The following is a 16,657-nucleotide window of genomic DNA, read 5'->3' as shown; positions in this document are numbered from 1 at the left end:
TGTCCACCGAGCGCTGCATGCACACCGGCACGATGGATTCGCGGCCAATACCGGCAGCGCGCAGGGCGCGGGCCAGGGTTTGCGCGCGGTGGTCGAGTTCGGCGTAGCTCAAGCGCTGGTCTTCGAACACCAGTGCCGGCGCGTTCGGAGTCAAGGCTGCTTGCTGGGCCAGGGCCGTGTGCAAGTCGGTCGGCCCGCTGTAGTCGCGGGCGGTACGGTTCCATTCGAGCTGCTGTTGACGTTCGGCAGCGCTCAGCGGCGACCACTCGCCCAGGCGCAACTGGGGTGTCTCCAGCATGTTTTCCAGCAGGGCTTGCCATTGGCTCAGCCAGCGCTGCACGGTGGTCTGGTTGAACAGCGCGCTGCGGTATTCGAGCAGGACCGACAGCACTTCGCCGTCGTGCACTTCCCAGTTGAGGTCGAACTTGGTGGCATGGGCCGTGACCGCACGTTCCTGCGCCTGCAATGCCTGCCAGGGGCTGGCATCGGCGCTGGCGTTCTGCATCACGAACAGCACCTGGAACAGTGGCGTCTGGCCGAGGCTGCGTTCCGGCGCGAGGTGTTCGACCACTTGATCGAACGGCACGTCCTGATGCTGCTGGGCATCCAGCACGGTGTTGCGTACCTGCGCCAGCAGACCGTTGAAGTCCAACTGCGGGTCGAGGTCGGCGCGCATCACCAGGGTGTTGACGAAACACCCGATCAGCGGCTGCAACTCGGCCAGTGGCCGTTGCGCCACCGGACTGCCGATACGTACATCACGCTGGTTGGCGTAGCGCCCCAGCAGCAGTTGCGCGGCACTGAGCAACAGCATGTACAGGGTCGCGCCGCGCTGATGGGCGAACTCGCGCAAACGCCCGGCCAGTTCGGCAGGCAATTGCAGCTGCACCGCGCCGGCCAGCGGATCGAGGGTGTGCGGACGTGGTTGGTCGGTGGGCAGTTCCAGTTGATAGCCGCTGTCTTCCAACTGGTTGCGCCAGTAGGCCAACTGGCCGTCGAACAGCGCCTGTTGCGCCGGTTCGCGCTGCCACAGCGCGTAGTCCGGGTATTGCAAGGCCAGCGCCGGTACTTGGGCCGTATAGCCTTGACGTTGGGCGCTGTAGAAACGCGCCAGTTCGTCCAGCAGGTTCTGGCTGGAGGCGTCGTCGGTGGCGCAGTGGTGCAGGGTCAGCAGCAACAGGGCCTGGGCGTGTCCGCTGCGCTGGAGCAGCGCGGCGCGTATCGGCACTTCATTGGCCAGGTCGAAGCGTTGTGCGGTGGCGGCGTGGATCGCGCGGTCGGTCTGGCGACGCCAGTCTTCATCGGTGATCGCATCCAGCGTCGACGGGTCGAGATTCAACTGCACGTGCGCTTCGATCACCACGGCCAGCTCGCCATCGGCTTCGCGCACGATACGGCTGCGCAGGCTTTCGTGGCGCTGCACCACGCTGTTGAGCGCCGCTTGCAGCGCTTGTGGGTCGAGTTCGCCGGTCAGTTCCACGGCGCTGACCACGTTGTATTCACTGGCGCCGCTCAGTTGCTCGAGGAACCACAGGCGTTGCTGTTCGAACGACAACGGCAGGCGCGCCGGACGTGGTGCGGCGGCGAATGCGGCGGCGGGCGTGTGCAACGGCTCGGCCAACAGCGCGGCGAGGCCTTGCAGGGTCGGGTGTTCGAACACCGCGCGCAGCGGCGGCACCGTCGCGAATTGTTGGCGCAGACGGGCAAACAGCACCGCCGCGAGCAACGAATGACCGCCCAGGTAGAAGAAATGGCTGTCGCGACCAATGCCACTCAGCGGCACATTGAACAGTTCGGCCCACAGCGCGGCCAGCTGGCGTTCGGCGGCGGTACGCGGTGGGTCCTCGGCATCCGGTTCGGCGTGGCTGTCCGGGGCCGGCAAGGCCTTGCGGTTGAGCTTGCCGTTGTCGGTCAGCGGCAGTTCGTCGAGTACCACAAAGGCCGATGGCACCATGTAGTCGGGCAGGGCGGCGCCGAGGGCTTGGCGCCAGGCATTCACCTCGGCGTGCCGGTCGCTGGTGACGTAGGCCACCAGGCGTTTGTCGCCGGGCACGTCTTCACGGGCCAGCACCACGGCCTGGCGTACTCCAGGCTGGGCGCCGAGCAGGGTTTCGATCTCGCCCAGTTCCACACGGAAACCGCGAATTTTCACCTGATGGTCCATCCGGCCGAGGTATTCCAGCTGGCCGTCGGGCAGCCAGCGCACCAGATCGCCGGATTTGTACATCCGCGCGCCGGCCACCGCAGAGAACGGATCGTCGATAAAGACCTTGGCGGTCTGTTCGGCACGGTTGAGGTAACCCAGGGTCACTCCGGCGCCGCCGATATGCAGTTCGCCCGGCACACCCACCGGCAGCGGGTTGAGGAAGGCATCCAGCACGTAGGTGCGCACGTTGGCGATGGGGCGGCCGATGATCGGCCGTTGCGGGTAGTCGTCCACCGCGCAGCCGGTGGCATCCACCGTGCATTCGGTGGGGCCGTAGGTGTTGAAGAAGCGGCTGCCGGCAATCGATGGCAGGCGTTGCCAGAGTTGCGCGTCCACCGCATCGCCGCCGAACAACACGAAGCGCGGCAGGTAGGTGTCGCCCCGGCGTACGCCGTCGCTTTCCAGCAGGCTCTTGAGTTGCGCCGGGGTGCATTCGAAAGCGTCCAGGCGGGTGTCGTGGAAAAACCGCGCCAGCGCCTCGGGGTCGTAACGTACCTCTTCGGGGGTGAGGTACAGGCTGTGGCCATCGAGCAGCAGGATCAGCTCGGCCACCGAACTGTCGAAGGCGAACGAATAGTTGAAGCTGGTGCGCATCGGCTGGTCGCTATAGCGGCGGTACAGACCGTGGATGCGTGCCCAGGCCAGGTTGACCACCGAACCCTGGGTGACGAGGGTGCCCTTGGGCTTACCGGTCGAACCCGAGGTGTACATGATGTAGGCCAGGTCGTCGGGGCCGGACAGGGGCGCAGGGTTGTCCTGGGGTTGGTCGGCGAACAGCGCCGCGTCGGTATCCAGGCGCAGGCGCGGCAGGTCGTTGCCCAGTTGTTCCAGCAGGCCCTGTTGGCCGATGAACAGCGCCGGTCGCGCATCTTCCAGCATGTAGGCCAGGCGCTCCACCGGGTAGGTCGGGTCCAGCGGCACATAAGCGCCGCCGGACTTGAGAATGCCCAGCAGACCGACCAGCAGGTCCAGTGAGCGCTCGACGCACAGCGCCACCGGGCGATTGGCAACCACCCCCTGCGCGCGCAGGTAATGGGCGAGCTGGTTGGCGCGACGGTTCAGCTCGGCATAGCTCAGGCTTTGGCCTTCAAAACACAGCGCATCGCGCTGTGGCGTGCGTGCGGCCTGCTGTTCGAACAACTGGGCGAAGGTCAGGTGGCGCGGCACGTCCATCTCGGTGCGGTTCCACTCGACCACGGTGCGTTGCCATTCCTCGGGCATCAGCAACGGCAGGGCCGCGACCGCGCGCTGTGGCTCGGCGAGCATCTGCGTCAGCAGGTGTTCCAGGCGCGCCAGGGTCTGGCGTGCACTGTCGGCAGTGAACAGGTCGAGGGCGAACATCAATTCCAGCTGGATCGGCGCGCCTGCCGGGCACAGCACGTGCAGGTCCAGGTCGCATTCGGAATGCTTGAGCGGCGTGTCGAGGGCGTCGAACGTCAGGCCCGGGAACTGCAAACGCGACTCCATGGCCAGCTGCTGGGCGACCATCACCTGATACAGCGGCGCGTGGCTGAGGCTGCGCGGCAGTTGCAGGCTGTCCACCAGTTGCTCGAATGGCAGGTCCTGATGTTGCAAGCCTTCACGCAGGCGGGTGGCGACCTGGGTGACCAGCGCAGTGAAGTCCGCCTGCGCGCTGAAGTCGGCGCGGATCGCCAGGTTGTTCAGCAAAATCCCCAGCAAACCTTCGGTGCCCGGTTGTTCACGATGGGTGACCGGGGTGCCGATCAGCACGGTGGCATCGCCGCTCAAACGGTGCATCAGCACGGCAAAACCGGCGAACAGCACGCTGAACGGGGTGGTGCCCAGGCGGCTGGCCAGGGCTTGTACCTGGCTGCTCAGCGCGGTGCTCAGCTCACGCTGGACCAGGCCTGCGCGGTAGCTTTGCACCGAAGGCCGTGGATGATCGGTGGGCAGGGCGAGCAACGGGCTGCCATCGCTGTCGCCCCGGGCCAGGGTGCGGGTCCAGTAGTCGAGTTGGCGTTGCAGTTCGGCGCCTTGCAGGTGGTCGCGCTGCCACAGGGCGAAGTCGGCATATTGCAGCGGCAACGCCGGCAATTGCGCGGCGTTGCCATTGCAGCGGGCCTCGTAACCCAGGGCCAGTTCGCGCAGGGCGATGGTGGCCGACCAGGCATCCGAGACCAGGTGGTGCAGGGCAATGCCGAGGACGTGTTCGCCCGGCGCGACCTTCAGCAGCCGTGCACGCAGCAGCGGCGGCTCCGTCAGGTCGAAGGGGGCTTCGAAGGTATCTTGCAGGGCATTGAACTGCGCGCCTTCACGGGCGGTGGCGGTCAGCTCGGACAAGTCCTCGAACGGCAGGGCGATGCTCAGGGCCGGGCTGATGTGCTGGTTCGGCACGCCGTCGACACTGCGGATGCCGGTGCGCAGGATTTCGTGGCGCGCCAGCAGGTCGTCGAGGCTGGCCTGCAACGCGGCGACGTTCAGTTCACCCTTGAGGTGCAGGGCGAACGGGATGTTGAACAGCGTGGTGCCGGGTGTCAGTTGTTCGATGAACCACAGCCGTTGTTGTGAGAACGACAACGGCAGCAGGGCCGGACGCGGCTGGGCTCTGGGCGTGCTGATGGCCGTGGTTTGCGGCGCGGCGGCCTGGGCCTCGCGAGCGGCAATGGCCATGGCCATGGCCAGCAGGGCCACGGTGGGCTGTTCGAACAGCACCCGCAGCGGCAGGTCGAGTTTGAAGTGGCTGCGCAGGCGCGCGACGATCTGGGTTGCCAGCAGCGAGTGGCCGCCCAGGGTAAAGAAGTTGTCTTCCACGCCCACATGGTCACGGCCCAGTACTTCGGCCCAGACCTTGGCCACGGCGGCTTCGTGTGCGTTGCGGGGCGCGATGCTTTCGCGGGTGTCGGCGGCCCAGTCCAGTTGCCGGGCTGCCAGGGTCTTGCGGTCGACTTTGCCGTTGTTGTTCAGCGGCAAGCGCTCCAGGCAGACGAACGCGGCGGGCACCATGTACGGCGGCAATTGCGTGCGCAGGTGTTCGGTGAGGCCGTCGTTGCCCAGGCTGTCGTCATGGGCCGACCAGTACGCCACCAGCCAGGCTTCGCCCGCGCTGTTTTCCCGCAACAGTACGGCGGCTTCGCGCACGTTCGGGTGCTGGGCCAGGCGGTGTTCGATTTCGGTCAGTTCGATGCGATGCCCGCGCAGCTTCACTTGCTGGTCACGGCGCCCGAGGTATTCGATCACCCCGTCGGCCCGCCAGCGGCCAAGGTCGCCGGTACGGTACAGACGTCCGTCGAGCTGCGGGTGGTCGATAAAGGCTTCGGCGGTGCGCTGCGGGTCGTGCAGGTAGCCACGGCCCACACCGACGCCACCGACGCAGATTTCGCCGGGTACCCCTATCGGTACGGGGCGCAGCGCCTCGTCCAGCACGTACAAACGGTTGTTTGCGGTGGGCTGGCCGATGGGCATGTGGCTGATATGGGCGGCGGGCGCCTCGACAATCGGCTGGAACGCCACGTCGTCGGCGCATTCCGCCGGGCCGTAGGCATTCATCAGCGCGATGTCGGGGAACCGCGCGAACCAGTCGCGGGCCACGGTCGGCGGCAGGGCCTCACCGGTGGGCAGCACCCAGCGCAGGTCGGGCAGTTGCAGGTCGCATGGGCACACGGCAAGCAGGGTGCGCATCAGGCTCGGCACGATTTCCAGTACGCCCAGGCGTTCCTGGGCGAGCACCTGCAACAGGCGTTGCGGGTCGTGGGCCACTTCATCCGGCAGGATGTGCACGGTCGCACCGAGTACCGGCGCGGCGAGGAACTGCCACACGGAAATGTCGAAGGCCACCGAGGCGGTCTGCGGGATGCGGTCGGTGGCGCTCAGGCCCAGGGACGGGACCTTGCCGAAGATGTTATTGAGCATGCCGCGTTGTTCGATCATCACGCCTTTGGGCGTGCCGGTGGACCCGGAAGTGAACAGCACGTAGGCCAGGCTGTGGGGCGTGCCGGCCAGCGGCAGCGGTGCGTCGTTCGGCGTATTCCAGCAGGCTTCGGCGAACAGCGCCGTGGGTGCCTGATCGAGGCCGCTGAGCAGTGGGTCGAGCAGGCCGCTGCACGCCTCGCTCGCCACCAGCAGCGGGGCACGGGACAGCGTGAGGATTTCGCGCAGGCGCTCCGGCGGGTGGTTGACCTCCAGCGGCAGCATCGCCGCGCCGGCCTTGAACACCGCGATCATGGCAGTGAGCAGGGTCAGCCCGCGGGGCGCTACCAGCGCCACCAGTTGGTCTTCGCCAGCCCCGGCTTCGCGCAGGGCGTGGGCCAGGCGGGTGGCGCGCTGGTCCAGCTCGGCGTAGGTCAAGGATTGGCCGTCACACACCGCCGCCACCTGGTCAGGGCGTTGCGCGACCTGGGCGGCGAACAGTTCGGCGTAACTGGTATCCAGAGGGAAATCGTGGGGGTTGAGCGCCCAGTCGCGGAGCAACTGCTGACGCTCGTCGGCCGCCAGCAGTTCGAAACTGCCCAATGGCGCTTGCGGCGCGGCGAGCATGCCGTGTACCAGGCTGACCAAATGGCCAAGCAGGCGCGCCACGGTGGCGGCGTCGAAACGTTCGCGGTCGTAGGACACGCGGATGCCCAGCTCTTCGCCGGGCAGAATCACCACGGTCAGCCCGTAGTGGGTGTGCACGCTGTGGTCCATGCCGTCGAGGCTGAACTGGAAACCGCCGTCGAGGATCTGCTCGTCGATGGGGGCGTTTTCGAACACCAGGATGCTGTCGAACAGGGTTTCGCCACGGGGGAAGTCGCTCCAGCCCTGAATATCGGTCAGCGGCGTGTGTTCGAAGTCGCGCATGGCGACGTTCAGGCCCTGCAAGTCGCTGAGCCAGTCACCCAGCGGCGCCTGTGGGTCGACGCTGACGCGCAGGGGCAGGGTGTTGATGAACAGGCCGATCATTTCGGCCACGCCGGCAAGTTCCGCCGGACGCCCGGCCACGGTGACGCCGAACACCACATCGCGCTGGCCGCTGTAGCGCGAGAGCAACAACGACCAGGCGCCCTGGAAGAAGGTGTTCGGGGTGATCCGTCGGCTGCGGCAGAACGCTGCCAGTGCCTGGGTTTGCGTCGTGCTGAGGTGCACCAGTTGATCGTCGACCAACACCGCATCGGTGTAGCGGTCACGGTTGGTGCCGTTGTCCACGGTCAGTGGCGTCGGCGCGTTCAGGCCCTGCAACTGGCCGCGCCAGAATTGTTCGGCCTTGGCCGCGTCCTGGCGTTGCAGCCAGTGGATATAGTCGCGGAACGGGCGTGGGCTCTTGAGTTGTGGCGTGCGCTGGTTGCACAGCGCTTCGTAGACCTTGAGAAAGTCCACGGTCACCAGGGAAATGCACCACGCGTCCATCAGGATGTGGTGGAAGCTGCGGATGAACTCGTAGGACTCGTCACCCAGGCGCACCAGGCGGAAGCGGATCAGTGGCGGCTTCGACAGGTTGAAGCCGATTTTCTGTTCGTCTTCGAGCAACGCGCGAATCCGCGCTTCTTGCTCATGGGGCGCCAATGCACGCAGGTCGAGGGTGTCCAGCGGCACCTTGACCTCGCGGTGAATCACCTGCACCGGTTGCTTCTGGGTTTTCCACTGGAAACTGGCGCGCAGCGAAGGGTGCAACGCCACCACCTGACGCCACGACTCCAGGAACGCCCCTTCGTCGATGGCCCCGCCGATGCGGTAGCGGTCCTGCATCAGGTACACACCGGAGTCTTCATGCAGCAGGGAGTGGAACAGCATCCCCTGTTGCAGCGGTGACAGCGGGTAGATGTCTTCAATCGGGTTGCGGGCGGTGTTTTCGGTGGTCATGCAAAGCGTCCTGCAGAAAAAGGGCAACGGCGATAGCGCAGTGAGGCGGCGCGGCGGTTACAGGTCGGCGTCGTTGAGTTCGGCCATCAGCGCCTGCAGTTCGTCATCCGACAGGCCGGAGGCACTGAATTCGGCGCTCGCGACCTGGGGCTCGACGTGGCTGGCATCCAGGGGCTGGGCGACTTCGGCCATCGCGGCGAGGGTCTGGTGCTCAAAGACCTGCTTGGCCGACAGCGCGATGCCTTGTTCGCGGGCCTGGGCCACCACTTGCAGGCTGAGGATCGAGTCGCCGCCAATGGCGAAGAAGTTGTCGGTGACGCTGACGCTGGACAGCTTCAGCACGCCGGCGACGATGCCGTGCAGGGTGGTTTCCATGGCCGTGCGCGGCGCCACATGGGTGCTTTGGTCGAACTGATCCGGGTCGGGCAACTGGCGGCTGTCGAGTTTGCCGTTGGGCGTGCGCGGGAACGCCGGCAAGGTCAGCACCCGCGCCGGCACCATATAGGACGGCAGGCGTTCGCCAAGGTAGCGCTTGAGCGCTTCGGAATCCGGTGCGTAGCCATGGACGGCCAGCACGTAGGCCAGCAGACGCTTGCCGGCGGGCTGTTCCTGCACGATCACCGCCGCTTCGCGCACGTCGCTGTGGCTGCACAGCTGGCGTTCGATTTCGCCGAGTTCGATGCGATAGCCGCGCACTTTCACCTGATGGTCCTTGCGCCCCAGAAACGCCAGGCGCCCATCCGCGAGCCAGCAGGCCAGGTCACCCGTGCGATAGGCCCGGCTGCCGTCGGCCAGGGTGACAAAGGCCTTGGCGGTTTCTTCGGGCTTGTGGCGGTAACCCCGGGCCAGGGTCGGGCCGGCCAGCACGATTTCCCCCGGCTCGCCGATGCCGCAGATCAAGTCCTGCGCATTCAACACGCGCAGGTCCATGCCGGCGATCGGGCGGCCGATGGTCAGCGCGCGGTCGGGGCTGAGCACCTCGTACGTCGCCCACACCGTGGCTTCGGTGGGGCCGTATTCATTGACCAGTTGGGCCTGGGGCAGGGCTTTGCGGTGCTGGGCGATGAGCGATGGCGGGCAGGCCTCGCCGGCCACGATCCAGGCGTGCAGGCTGTGGCCGGCGGCACTGAGTGGCAACTGATCGAGCAAGGCCTGATACAGCGACGGCAACGACAGGCCATGGCTGACGCGATGTTGCGCGATCAACCGGGCCAGGCGCGGCATGTCCAGTTCTTCGCCGGGCGCTGGCAGTACCAGGCGCCCGCCCTGGGCGAGCGTCCAGAAAATCCCGGCCACCGAGCTGTCGAAGGCGAAGGAGGACAGCAGCAGGTAAGCCTGCACCGGCGCTTCATAAGCCGCCATGCGCACCTGGGTGGAAAAGCTCAGGGCACCGTGGCTGATTTCCACGGCCTTGGGCGCGCCGGTGGAGCCGGAGGTGTAAATCAGGTAGGCGAGGTCATCGGCGGCGGGCAGCGGCAGGGGCGCCAGTGCCTGTGCGTCATCGGGCTGATGGTCGTCCAGCACAAAACGTTGCAGGCTGGCGGGTACGCTGTCGGCCAGGTCCGGGCTGACCACGATATGGGCGATGGCGCTGTCGGCCAGCATGTAGGCGCGACGGTCCTCGGGGTAGGTCGGGTCCACCGGCACGTAGGCGCCGCCGGCTTTCAACACGGCGAGCATGGCCACGATGGCGTTGTTGCTGCGTGGGAACAGGATGCCCACCGGCACATTCGCGCCGATGCCGGCGGCCACCAGTTGGTGCGCCAGTCGGCTCGCGCGGGCATCCAGCTCGGCGTAACTCAAGTCGCCCTGTTGATCGCTGAGGGCGACCGCGCCGGGATTGCGCTGAACCTGGCGAGCGATCAGCTCCACCAGGGTGACCGATTCAACGGCGGGCACCTGGGGCTGCCCGGCGATGATCCGCGCTTGCAGCGGCCCGCCCATGGGCAGTTGCGCCCAAGGCTGCTGCGGTGCAGCCAACGCCGCGTGCAGCAGTTGCGCCCATTGTTCGGCCAGGCATGCGGCGGCGTCGTGACTGAGCAGGTGACGGTCGTAGATGACTTGAGCGTTCAGGCGGTCGGGATATTGATGCACCTGCAGACCCGCCTTGACCGGGCCCATGACGGCGCTGGCGTGATGCTCGCGGGCGTCTGCGGTGCGCCAGGCGAAGGCATAGCCCTGGGTGAGGTCCTGGGTGTAATAGTCTTGCCAACCGCTGGCCTGTTCGACGGCGCGGGCGATCTGGCGGCTTTGTTCGATTAACGTGGCCTCGGTATGCAGGTCGAGGCGCAGCGGCAAGCGCTGTTCGAACAGCCCCAGGGCGTTGTCCAGTTCCGGCCCCCGGCTCTCGTGGGTCAGGCTGACTGGCACCTGTTGCTGCCCGGACAAGCGCCCCAGCAGCACGGCCCAGGCGGCCAGCGCCAATTCCGCGGTAAGCGCCGGGTGGCCGGGCAGGGTCAGTTCGATACGCCCGGGTGCAAAGCCACTGTCCGTGGGGGCTTCCAGGGCCAGTTGCAGGCTGTGGGGTTCGTTGTCGGTGGAGGGTTTCCAGAAGTGCGCGCCGGGGTGTTCGGGCTCGTCCTCGGTGAGGCTCCAGCGCCATTCGGCGTAGTCGGCGTATTGCAGGGCTTCGGACAGGTCCGGCGGTGTTTCTTGCAGCAGCGCCACGGCCAGCAGCTTCAGGCTGGCGAGGTCGAAATGGCTGCTGGCGGCAACCAGGCTCAACACCGATTGGCTGTCGGACAGCTGCGCCAGGGTCACGGCCAGCGGCAGGCTGCCGTCATGCTGCGGCTGGGCGAGCGCGGTCTGTTGCTCGGCGTGGCTGAGGTGACGCAGGTCGCGCGTGCCCACGGTCAGCGAGGACTGTTCGTGGATCACCTGCACCGGGTGGCGCAGGCCGGGCACGGGCGTGAGCCGCGTGCGCAGGATTTCGCTGTCGGTGGCCAACGCTTGCAGGCGACGGTTGAGGGCGTCGACGTCCACCGGCTGGCTGAGTGTCCATTGCAGCTGGCAACTGAAAGGATGGGCGGTGTTGCCTTGGATATGCGGGTAAAGCGCGGCCTGTTGCGGTGAGATACGAAAGCCTTGAAGTCCGTTCATGTTCAACTCAACTGCAAAAATGGGGTTGTACGGAGTGCCGCTCAGACGGCTACGTCGGTCGACAGCAGGGCCTCGGCCATGCCGGTCATGATTGCGCGCTGGCCGGTGAAGGGTTCGCGGCCGTGGACCGCCAGCATGTTGTCGATAAACAGCACGTCGCCCTGTTGCCAGCTGAAGCGCACCAGCGAGTCGAGGTAGGCCGCACGCAATGCTTCGAGTACCTGCGGCTCGATCGGTTCGCCGTCGCCGTAGAAGGTGTTGGTGGGCAGGTCCAGGTCGTGGAAGTTGCCTTGCAGCGAATCGCGGATAGACGGGGGCAGGGTGCTGATATGGAAGAAGGTGGCGTGGTTGAACCAGACTTCCTCACCGGTACGCGGGTGGCGCACCACCGCCGGGCCGCGTTGACGGGTGCGCAGGCGGTTGTGTTCCTTCCATTCCACTTCGATGCCGACACTGGCGCAGTAGGCTTCGACTTCGCTGCGGTCCGAGGACTGGAACACGCTCTGCCAGGGCAGACCGAACCCGTCGCCGTAATTGCGCACGTAGAGCACGCCTTTTTCGCGAAAGCGCGCTTCGATCTGCGGGCTGATCCGCGCCTTGACCGCGCGGGTGGAGCCGATCGGGGTTTCGCCGCCGGTTTGCGAGGGCAACTGGCAATAGAAGAACAGCCGCAGGGGAAAGCGCGGTGAATAGGAGTGTTCGTTGTGCGGGAAGATCATCTGGTCGGCCGGGTAGTCGGTCGAGGTATAGATGTTGCCGCCGACCCGGGTGCGCGGCGAGGCGCGGAACATGTACTCCAGCGCACCGGGGGACAGCGCGGCGATGACCTGGTCGAACTGTTCCACCGAGGCCACGCCGAAGCCGCGAAACAACAAGGCGCCGTGCTGCAGCAGTTTTTGCTCGAGCGCGTCACGTTCGGCGGTCGCCCAGGCCACCAGGTCGACGCCGGGCACCGCCGGTTCGATCACCAGCGGCAAGGCGTGGTCGGGGCTGAGCAGGCGTTCGCTGACCAGTTGCCGTTCGACGTTCATGGCTTTGCGGCGCACGCTGCCGAGGGCGCGTGGCGAGGGGGGCACATTGGACATACAGGCATCCACCTTGATCAAAGGGTCAGTGAGCGACGTTTGGTTTGCAGCAACTGGCTGCGACCGGCCTGGGCCTGGGCTTGCTGCTGTTCGCGCCGCACTGCCTGGTCCCAGTCATCGAGCCGCTGGGCGACAGCGGGCACCGGTTCGTCGAGCAGGTCGCGGGCCTCATCCAGCAGGCGTGTCCACAGCTGTTGCAGGCGCTGGGCGCGCGCCTGGTCGAAATGTTCGCCACGGTATTTGAGGGTCGCGTCAAGGCCGCTGCCGCCGTGCACCAGGTCCAGCACCAGATGGAAATCTCCCGGCGCCTGAGCCACGTCCATGGCGTTGAGTTGCGCACCGGCGATATGGGTGGCGGCGACGCGCGACGGTTGGTAGTTGAGCTTGACCTGGAACAACGGCGAATGGCCCGGGCGGCGTTGCGGGGACAGCGCAGCCACCACCAGATCGAACGGCAGGTCCTGATGGGCGTAGGCCTGGCGTGCCTCGTCGCGGACCTGCGCGAAGAACGTCGCGAGGGTCGCGCTGCCACTCAGGTTGCAGCGCAAGGTGAGCTGGTTGACGAAGAAGCCGATCACCTCGTTGTGCGCCGCCAAAGGCCGACCGCTGACATCGGTGCCCAGCAAGAAGCGCTGCTGGCCGCCCAACTGCTTGAGCACCAGTTGATAGCTCGCCAGCAACAGCATGAACAGGGTCATGCCGTGCTCCCGCGCCAGGCTGGCGAGGGCCTCGCAGGTGGTTTGCGGCACGTTGAACGTCAGGCTGTGTTCGGCCTGGGTGTGGCCGCTGCCGCCCAGCGCCAGGGTTTGCGGCATGTCGGCCAGGTGTTCGCGCCAGAAGTCCTGGTGCGTCGCGATGCGTTGTGGCGTCCAGTGCGTGGACTCCCACTGGGCAAAATCGAGGTATTGCACGGGCATGGATACGTCGCCCTGGCCCGCGAGTTCGGCCAGCAGCAGCTGCGCAGAACGCCCGTCGAAGGCGATGTGGTGCAGGGTCAGCAACAGGTCATGGTGGCCATCCTGGCTGATCAGGTGCGCACGCAGCGCCGGGCCGTGTTCGAGGTCCAGAGGTGTGGCGTGTTCCTGGGCCAGGCACTCCGGCAGGCTGGGATGACGGTTGAGCGACACGGTTGTGGCGGGCAAGACCTGTTGCTGCGGCCCTTCGCCGCCATCGCGATACACCGTGCGCAGCACGCCGTGGCGCTGAACCAGGACGTTCAGGCGCTGCGACAGCGCGTCGATATCCAGCGCGCCTTGCAGGCTAAGGTGCAGCACCAGGTTGTGGCGGGTGTCCTGCGGGTTCAACTGGTGCAGGAACCAGAGGCGGCTCTGGGCGAAGGACTGGCGACCGTGGTCCGGCGTATGGGGGCTGGCGATGGGGCGTGTCCCCGGCGTGGCTTCAGCGAGAAACGCTTGCAACGCCAGGGTCCAGTCGCCCAGGGTTTGTGCGCCGAACAGGCGTTGGGTGTCGAGGTTCCAGCCCAGGTCGCGGTGCAGGCGCGCGGCGAAGTCGATCACGCCGATGGAGTCCAGGCCGACGCCGATCAGGCTCAGCGCCGGGTCGAATGCCAGGTAAGGGTTGACCTCGTGCAAGGTGCGTTGCAGCCATTGGCGGCAGTGGGCCGGCGTGGGTTGCTGGCGCAGTTCAACAGCGTTCAGGGTGTTGGCTTGCGTGGCCGGCTGACCGCCGCTCTGGGCGATGATGCTCAGGGTGCCGGCAGCCAATTGGGCGCGGGCACCCTGGCGGGCGATCTTGCCGCTGGTGGTCATGGGGATGGTGCCGGCTTCCACCAGCACAATCTGGTCGATGCCGCAGTCGGCGGCTTCCCGCACGGCGTCCTGCAAGGATGCGAACAGTGCCGGGTGATGGGCCGGGTCGACGAACTTGCGCTGCGGCTCGGCGACGATCACCAGTTTCTCGCGGCCCAGCAGCGGGTCCATTTCCGAGAAGGCGGCGATGCGTCCGGTGCGGATGCCCGGTTCGCTGTCGGTGATCGCGAACTCGATGTCGTGGGGGTACAGGTTGCGCCCGTTGAGGATCAACAAATCCTTGAGGCGCCCGCAGATCACCACCTGGCCTTCGTGCATGAAACCCAGGTCGCCGGAGCGCAGGTAATGGCCGGGCTCATCGAGAATCTGCGCCTGGAAGGCCGTGCGCGTGGCGTCGGGGTTTTGCCAGTAGGCTTCGGCGTTGCTCGGGCCTTGCAGCCAGACTTCGCCGATACGGTCGGTGGCGCAGCGCGCGTGGCTGTTGGGATCGACGATGGCAATGCGGTGCAGGGCCTGGGGGTAGCCACAGGCGACAAACTCCACGGCGGCGGCATCGCCCTGGGCCAGCGCCACATGGCCGGTTTCCAGCACGGCCTTGTCCAGGCGCAACACCACCGGCAGGACATCGGCGGGAGTGGCGCTGACGCACAGGGTGGCTTCGGCCTGGCCGTAACCGGGGCTGATGGCCAGCGGGTTGAGCCCGCACGCGGCAAAACGCTGGGCAAAGGCCTCGAGGGTGCCGGGGTGGATCGGCTCGGCGCCGTTGATGGCGTGTTGCCAGGCGCTGAGGTCGAGCTGGGCGATCAGGCTGTCACTGACCACCCGGTTGCACAGCGCGTAGGCGAAGTTGGGGGCGAAACTGGCGGTGGCGCGGTAGCGACTGATCGCCTGGAGCCAGGTGGACGGCGCGTTGACGAAGGTCTGCGAGGCCATCAGGTAGCAGGGCATGCCGCTGTAGAGTGGGGCCAGCAGGCCGCCGATCAGACCCATGTCGTGGTACAGCGGCAGCCAGTTGACCATGGCGCCGTGTTCGTCGAAGCCGTAGGCCTGGCGCATGAGTTCGACGTTGGCGATCAGGTTGCGTTGGCGCACTTCCACGCCTTTGGGGGTGCCGGTGGAACCCGAGGTGTATTGCAGGAACGCCACGGTGGCGCCGTCCACTTCGGGGCGCTGCCACTGGCTGGCAGGGGGTGTGCCCAGATCGCCGACGGTGAGCACATCGACGCGCTGTTCCACCAGTTCGCGCAGGTTTTCGCAATGGTCGGCAGGCGCCAGGATCAGCGCGGGCTGCGCGTCCAGCACCACGTTGCGCACGCGGTCGAGGTGGCGCGGTTTGCGCGATGGCGGCGGGAACAGTGGCACGGCGATCAGCCCGGCATACAGGCAGGCGCAAAAGGCACGGGCGTAGTCGAGGCTGCTGGGCAGCATCAACAATACCCGGTCACCCGGGGCGTAGCGCGCTTGCAGCGCGGCGGCAAGGGATTGGGACTGTTCGTGCAGTTGGCGGAAGGTGAGGCTTTCGCCGATCTCGACGCCGTCCGCCAGAAAATGCACGGCGGCACGCTGCGGAAAGTGCAGGGCGTTGGCCTCCAGCACTTGGATCCAGTGATTGAATGCAAACATGGTGGGGTTCACGCCATGGCAACGATGACTTTGCGGTCACCGGTATAGGGATTGCGCCCGTGGGCGACCAGTCGGTTGTCGAGCATCAGGATGTCGCCGGGTTCCCAGGGAAAGCTCACGGCAGTCTGGCGATACACCTCGCGTACGCTGTCGAGCATGGCGTCGGGGATCGCCGAGCCGTCGCCGAAGTAGACGTGGCGGGGCAGGTTTTCTTCGCCCACGGCGGCCAGCAGGCTGGCGCGCACGGCGGGTTCGATGGCCGAGACGTGAAACAGGTGCGCCTGGTTGAACCACACCCACTCGCCGGTCTCCGGATGCTGCAAGACGGCGGCGCAACGCTGGCGGGTGCGCAGGTCGCCGTCGGCTTTCCACTCCCACTCGATGCCGTTGTCCTGGCAATAACGCTCGACCTGGGCGCGGTCTTCGGTGTTGAACACCTTTTGCCACGGCAGGTCGAGGGCCCCGCTGTAGTTGCGCACGTAGAGCAATTCACGGCTGGCGAACAGGTCGCGGATCTCGGCGGGCATGCGCTGGTAGATCAGGCGGCTGTCGGCAATCGGCGTTTCGCCACCGGTCTCGCTGGCCTTGATGCAGTGAAACCAGATGCGCGACGGCCAGGGCCGGGTGTAGGCCTGTTCGTTGTGCAAGGGGATGAACTGGTGCGCGGGATATTCGGTGGAGCTGTAGACCCCGGCGAACACTTTGCTGCGGGGCGTGGAGCCGAACTCGTAGCTGGCCAGCGGCGCGCCGAAACTGGCGGCGAAGCGTTTGAAGTCGATGGGGGTGGCGACGTTGAAGCCGCGAAACAGCACGCCACCGACGGTGCGCAGGGTTTCGTCCAGGCTGTCGCGAATCGCGGGGTCGAGCGCATGGATCGATTGTCCTGGGCTCGCTTCTACCTTCCTTGGCAGTAACGCCGGGCGGTGTGCCTCGGCGGAGAAAGACTCGGAACGTCCAGACGGGTGTTCGATTGCAGTCATTCTTTGTACATCCTGTTCGTTTTTTTTGGCGCTGAGACAGCGTTACAGCAGGCCGTGGAAGCAGGGCAGTGGCCTTCACCAATATGTAAGCAAAAATGT

Annotated in this window: 5 protein-coding genes; all 5 read right to left on the bottom strand. The window is 66.4% G+C overall.

What is annotated here, in order from left to right:
* On the bottom strand, positions 1–8,002 hold an 8,002-nt coding region (locus ACW9IN_RS24415), incomplete at its 3' end, for an amino acid adenylation domain-containing protein (protein ID WP_457368227.1).
* Positions 8,003–8,059: 57 nt separating this feature from the next.
* Entirely contained in the window at positions 8,060–11,101 is a 3,042-nt protein-coding gene (locus ACW9IN_RS24410) for a non-ribosomal peptide synthetase (protein WP_457368226.1), read from the bottom strand.
* A gap of 41 nt (positions 11,102–11,142) precedes the next feature.
* Complete coding sequence (locus ACW9IN_RS24405) at positions 11,143–12,186, bottom strand: TauD/TfdA family dioxygenase (RefSeq protein ID WP_457368225.1); 1,044 nt, start codon at positions 12,184–12,186, stop codon at positions 11,143–11,145.
* Positions 12,187–12,203: 17 nt separating this feature from the next.
* Entirely contained in the window at positions 12,204–15,578 is a 3,375-nt protein-coding gene (locus ACW9IN_RS24400; RefSeq protein ID WP_457368224.1) for a condensation domain-containing protein, read from the bottom strand.
* Positions 15,579–15,586: 8 nt separating this feature from the next.
* Complete coding sequence (locus ACW9IN_RS24395; RefSeq protein ID WP_457368223.1) at positions 15,587–16,558, bottom strand: TauD/TfdA family dioxygenase; 972 nt, start codon at positions 16,556–16,558, stop codon at positions 15,587–15,589.
* Between the last annotated feature and the right edge of the window lie 99 nt (positions 16,559–16,657).

The organism is Pseudomonas sp. SDO5271_S396, assembly GCF_054071795.1.
This window is presented reverse-complemented; position numbering and strand designations above follow the sequence as displayed.

What these genes read in the sequence shown, in the direction of transcription:
- ACW9IN_RS24410 (WP_457368226.1), bottom strand. Translation starts at nt 11,101, where the DNA reads ATGAACGGACTTCAAGGCTTTCGTATCTCACCGCAACAGGCCGCGCTT.
- ACW9IN_RS24405 (WP_457368225.1), bottom strand. Translation starts at nt 12,186, where the DNA reads ATGTCCAATGTGCCCCCCTCGCCACGCGCCCTCGGCAGCGTGCGCCGC.
- ACW9IN_RS24400 (WP_457368224.1), bottom strand. Translation starts at nt 15,578, where the DNA reads ATGTTTGCATTCAATCACTGGATCCAAGTGCTGGAGGCCAACGCCCTG.
- ACW9IN_RS24395 (WP_457368223.1), bottom strand. Translation starts at nt 16,558, where the DNA reads ATGACTGCAATCGAACACCCGTCTGGACGTTCCGAGTCTTTCTCCGCC.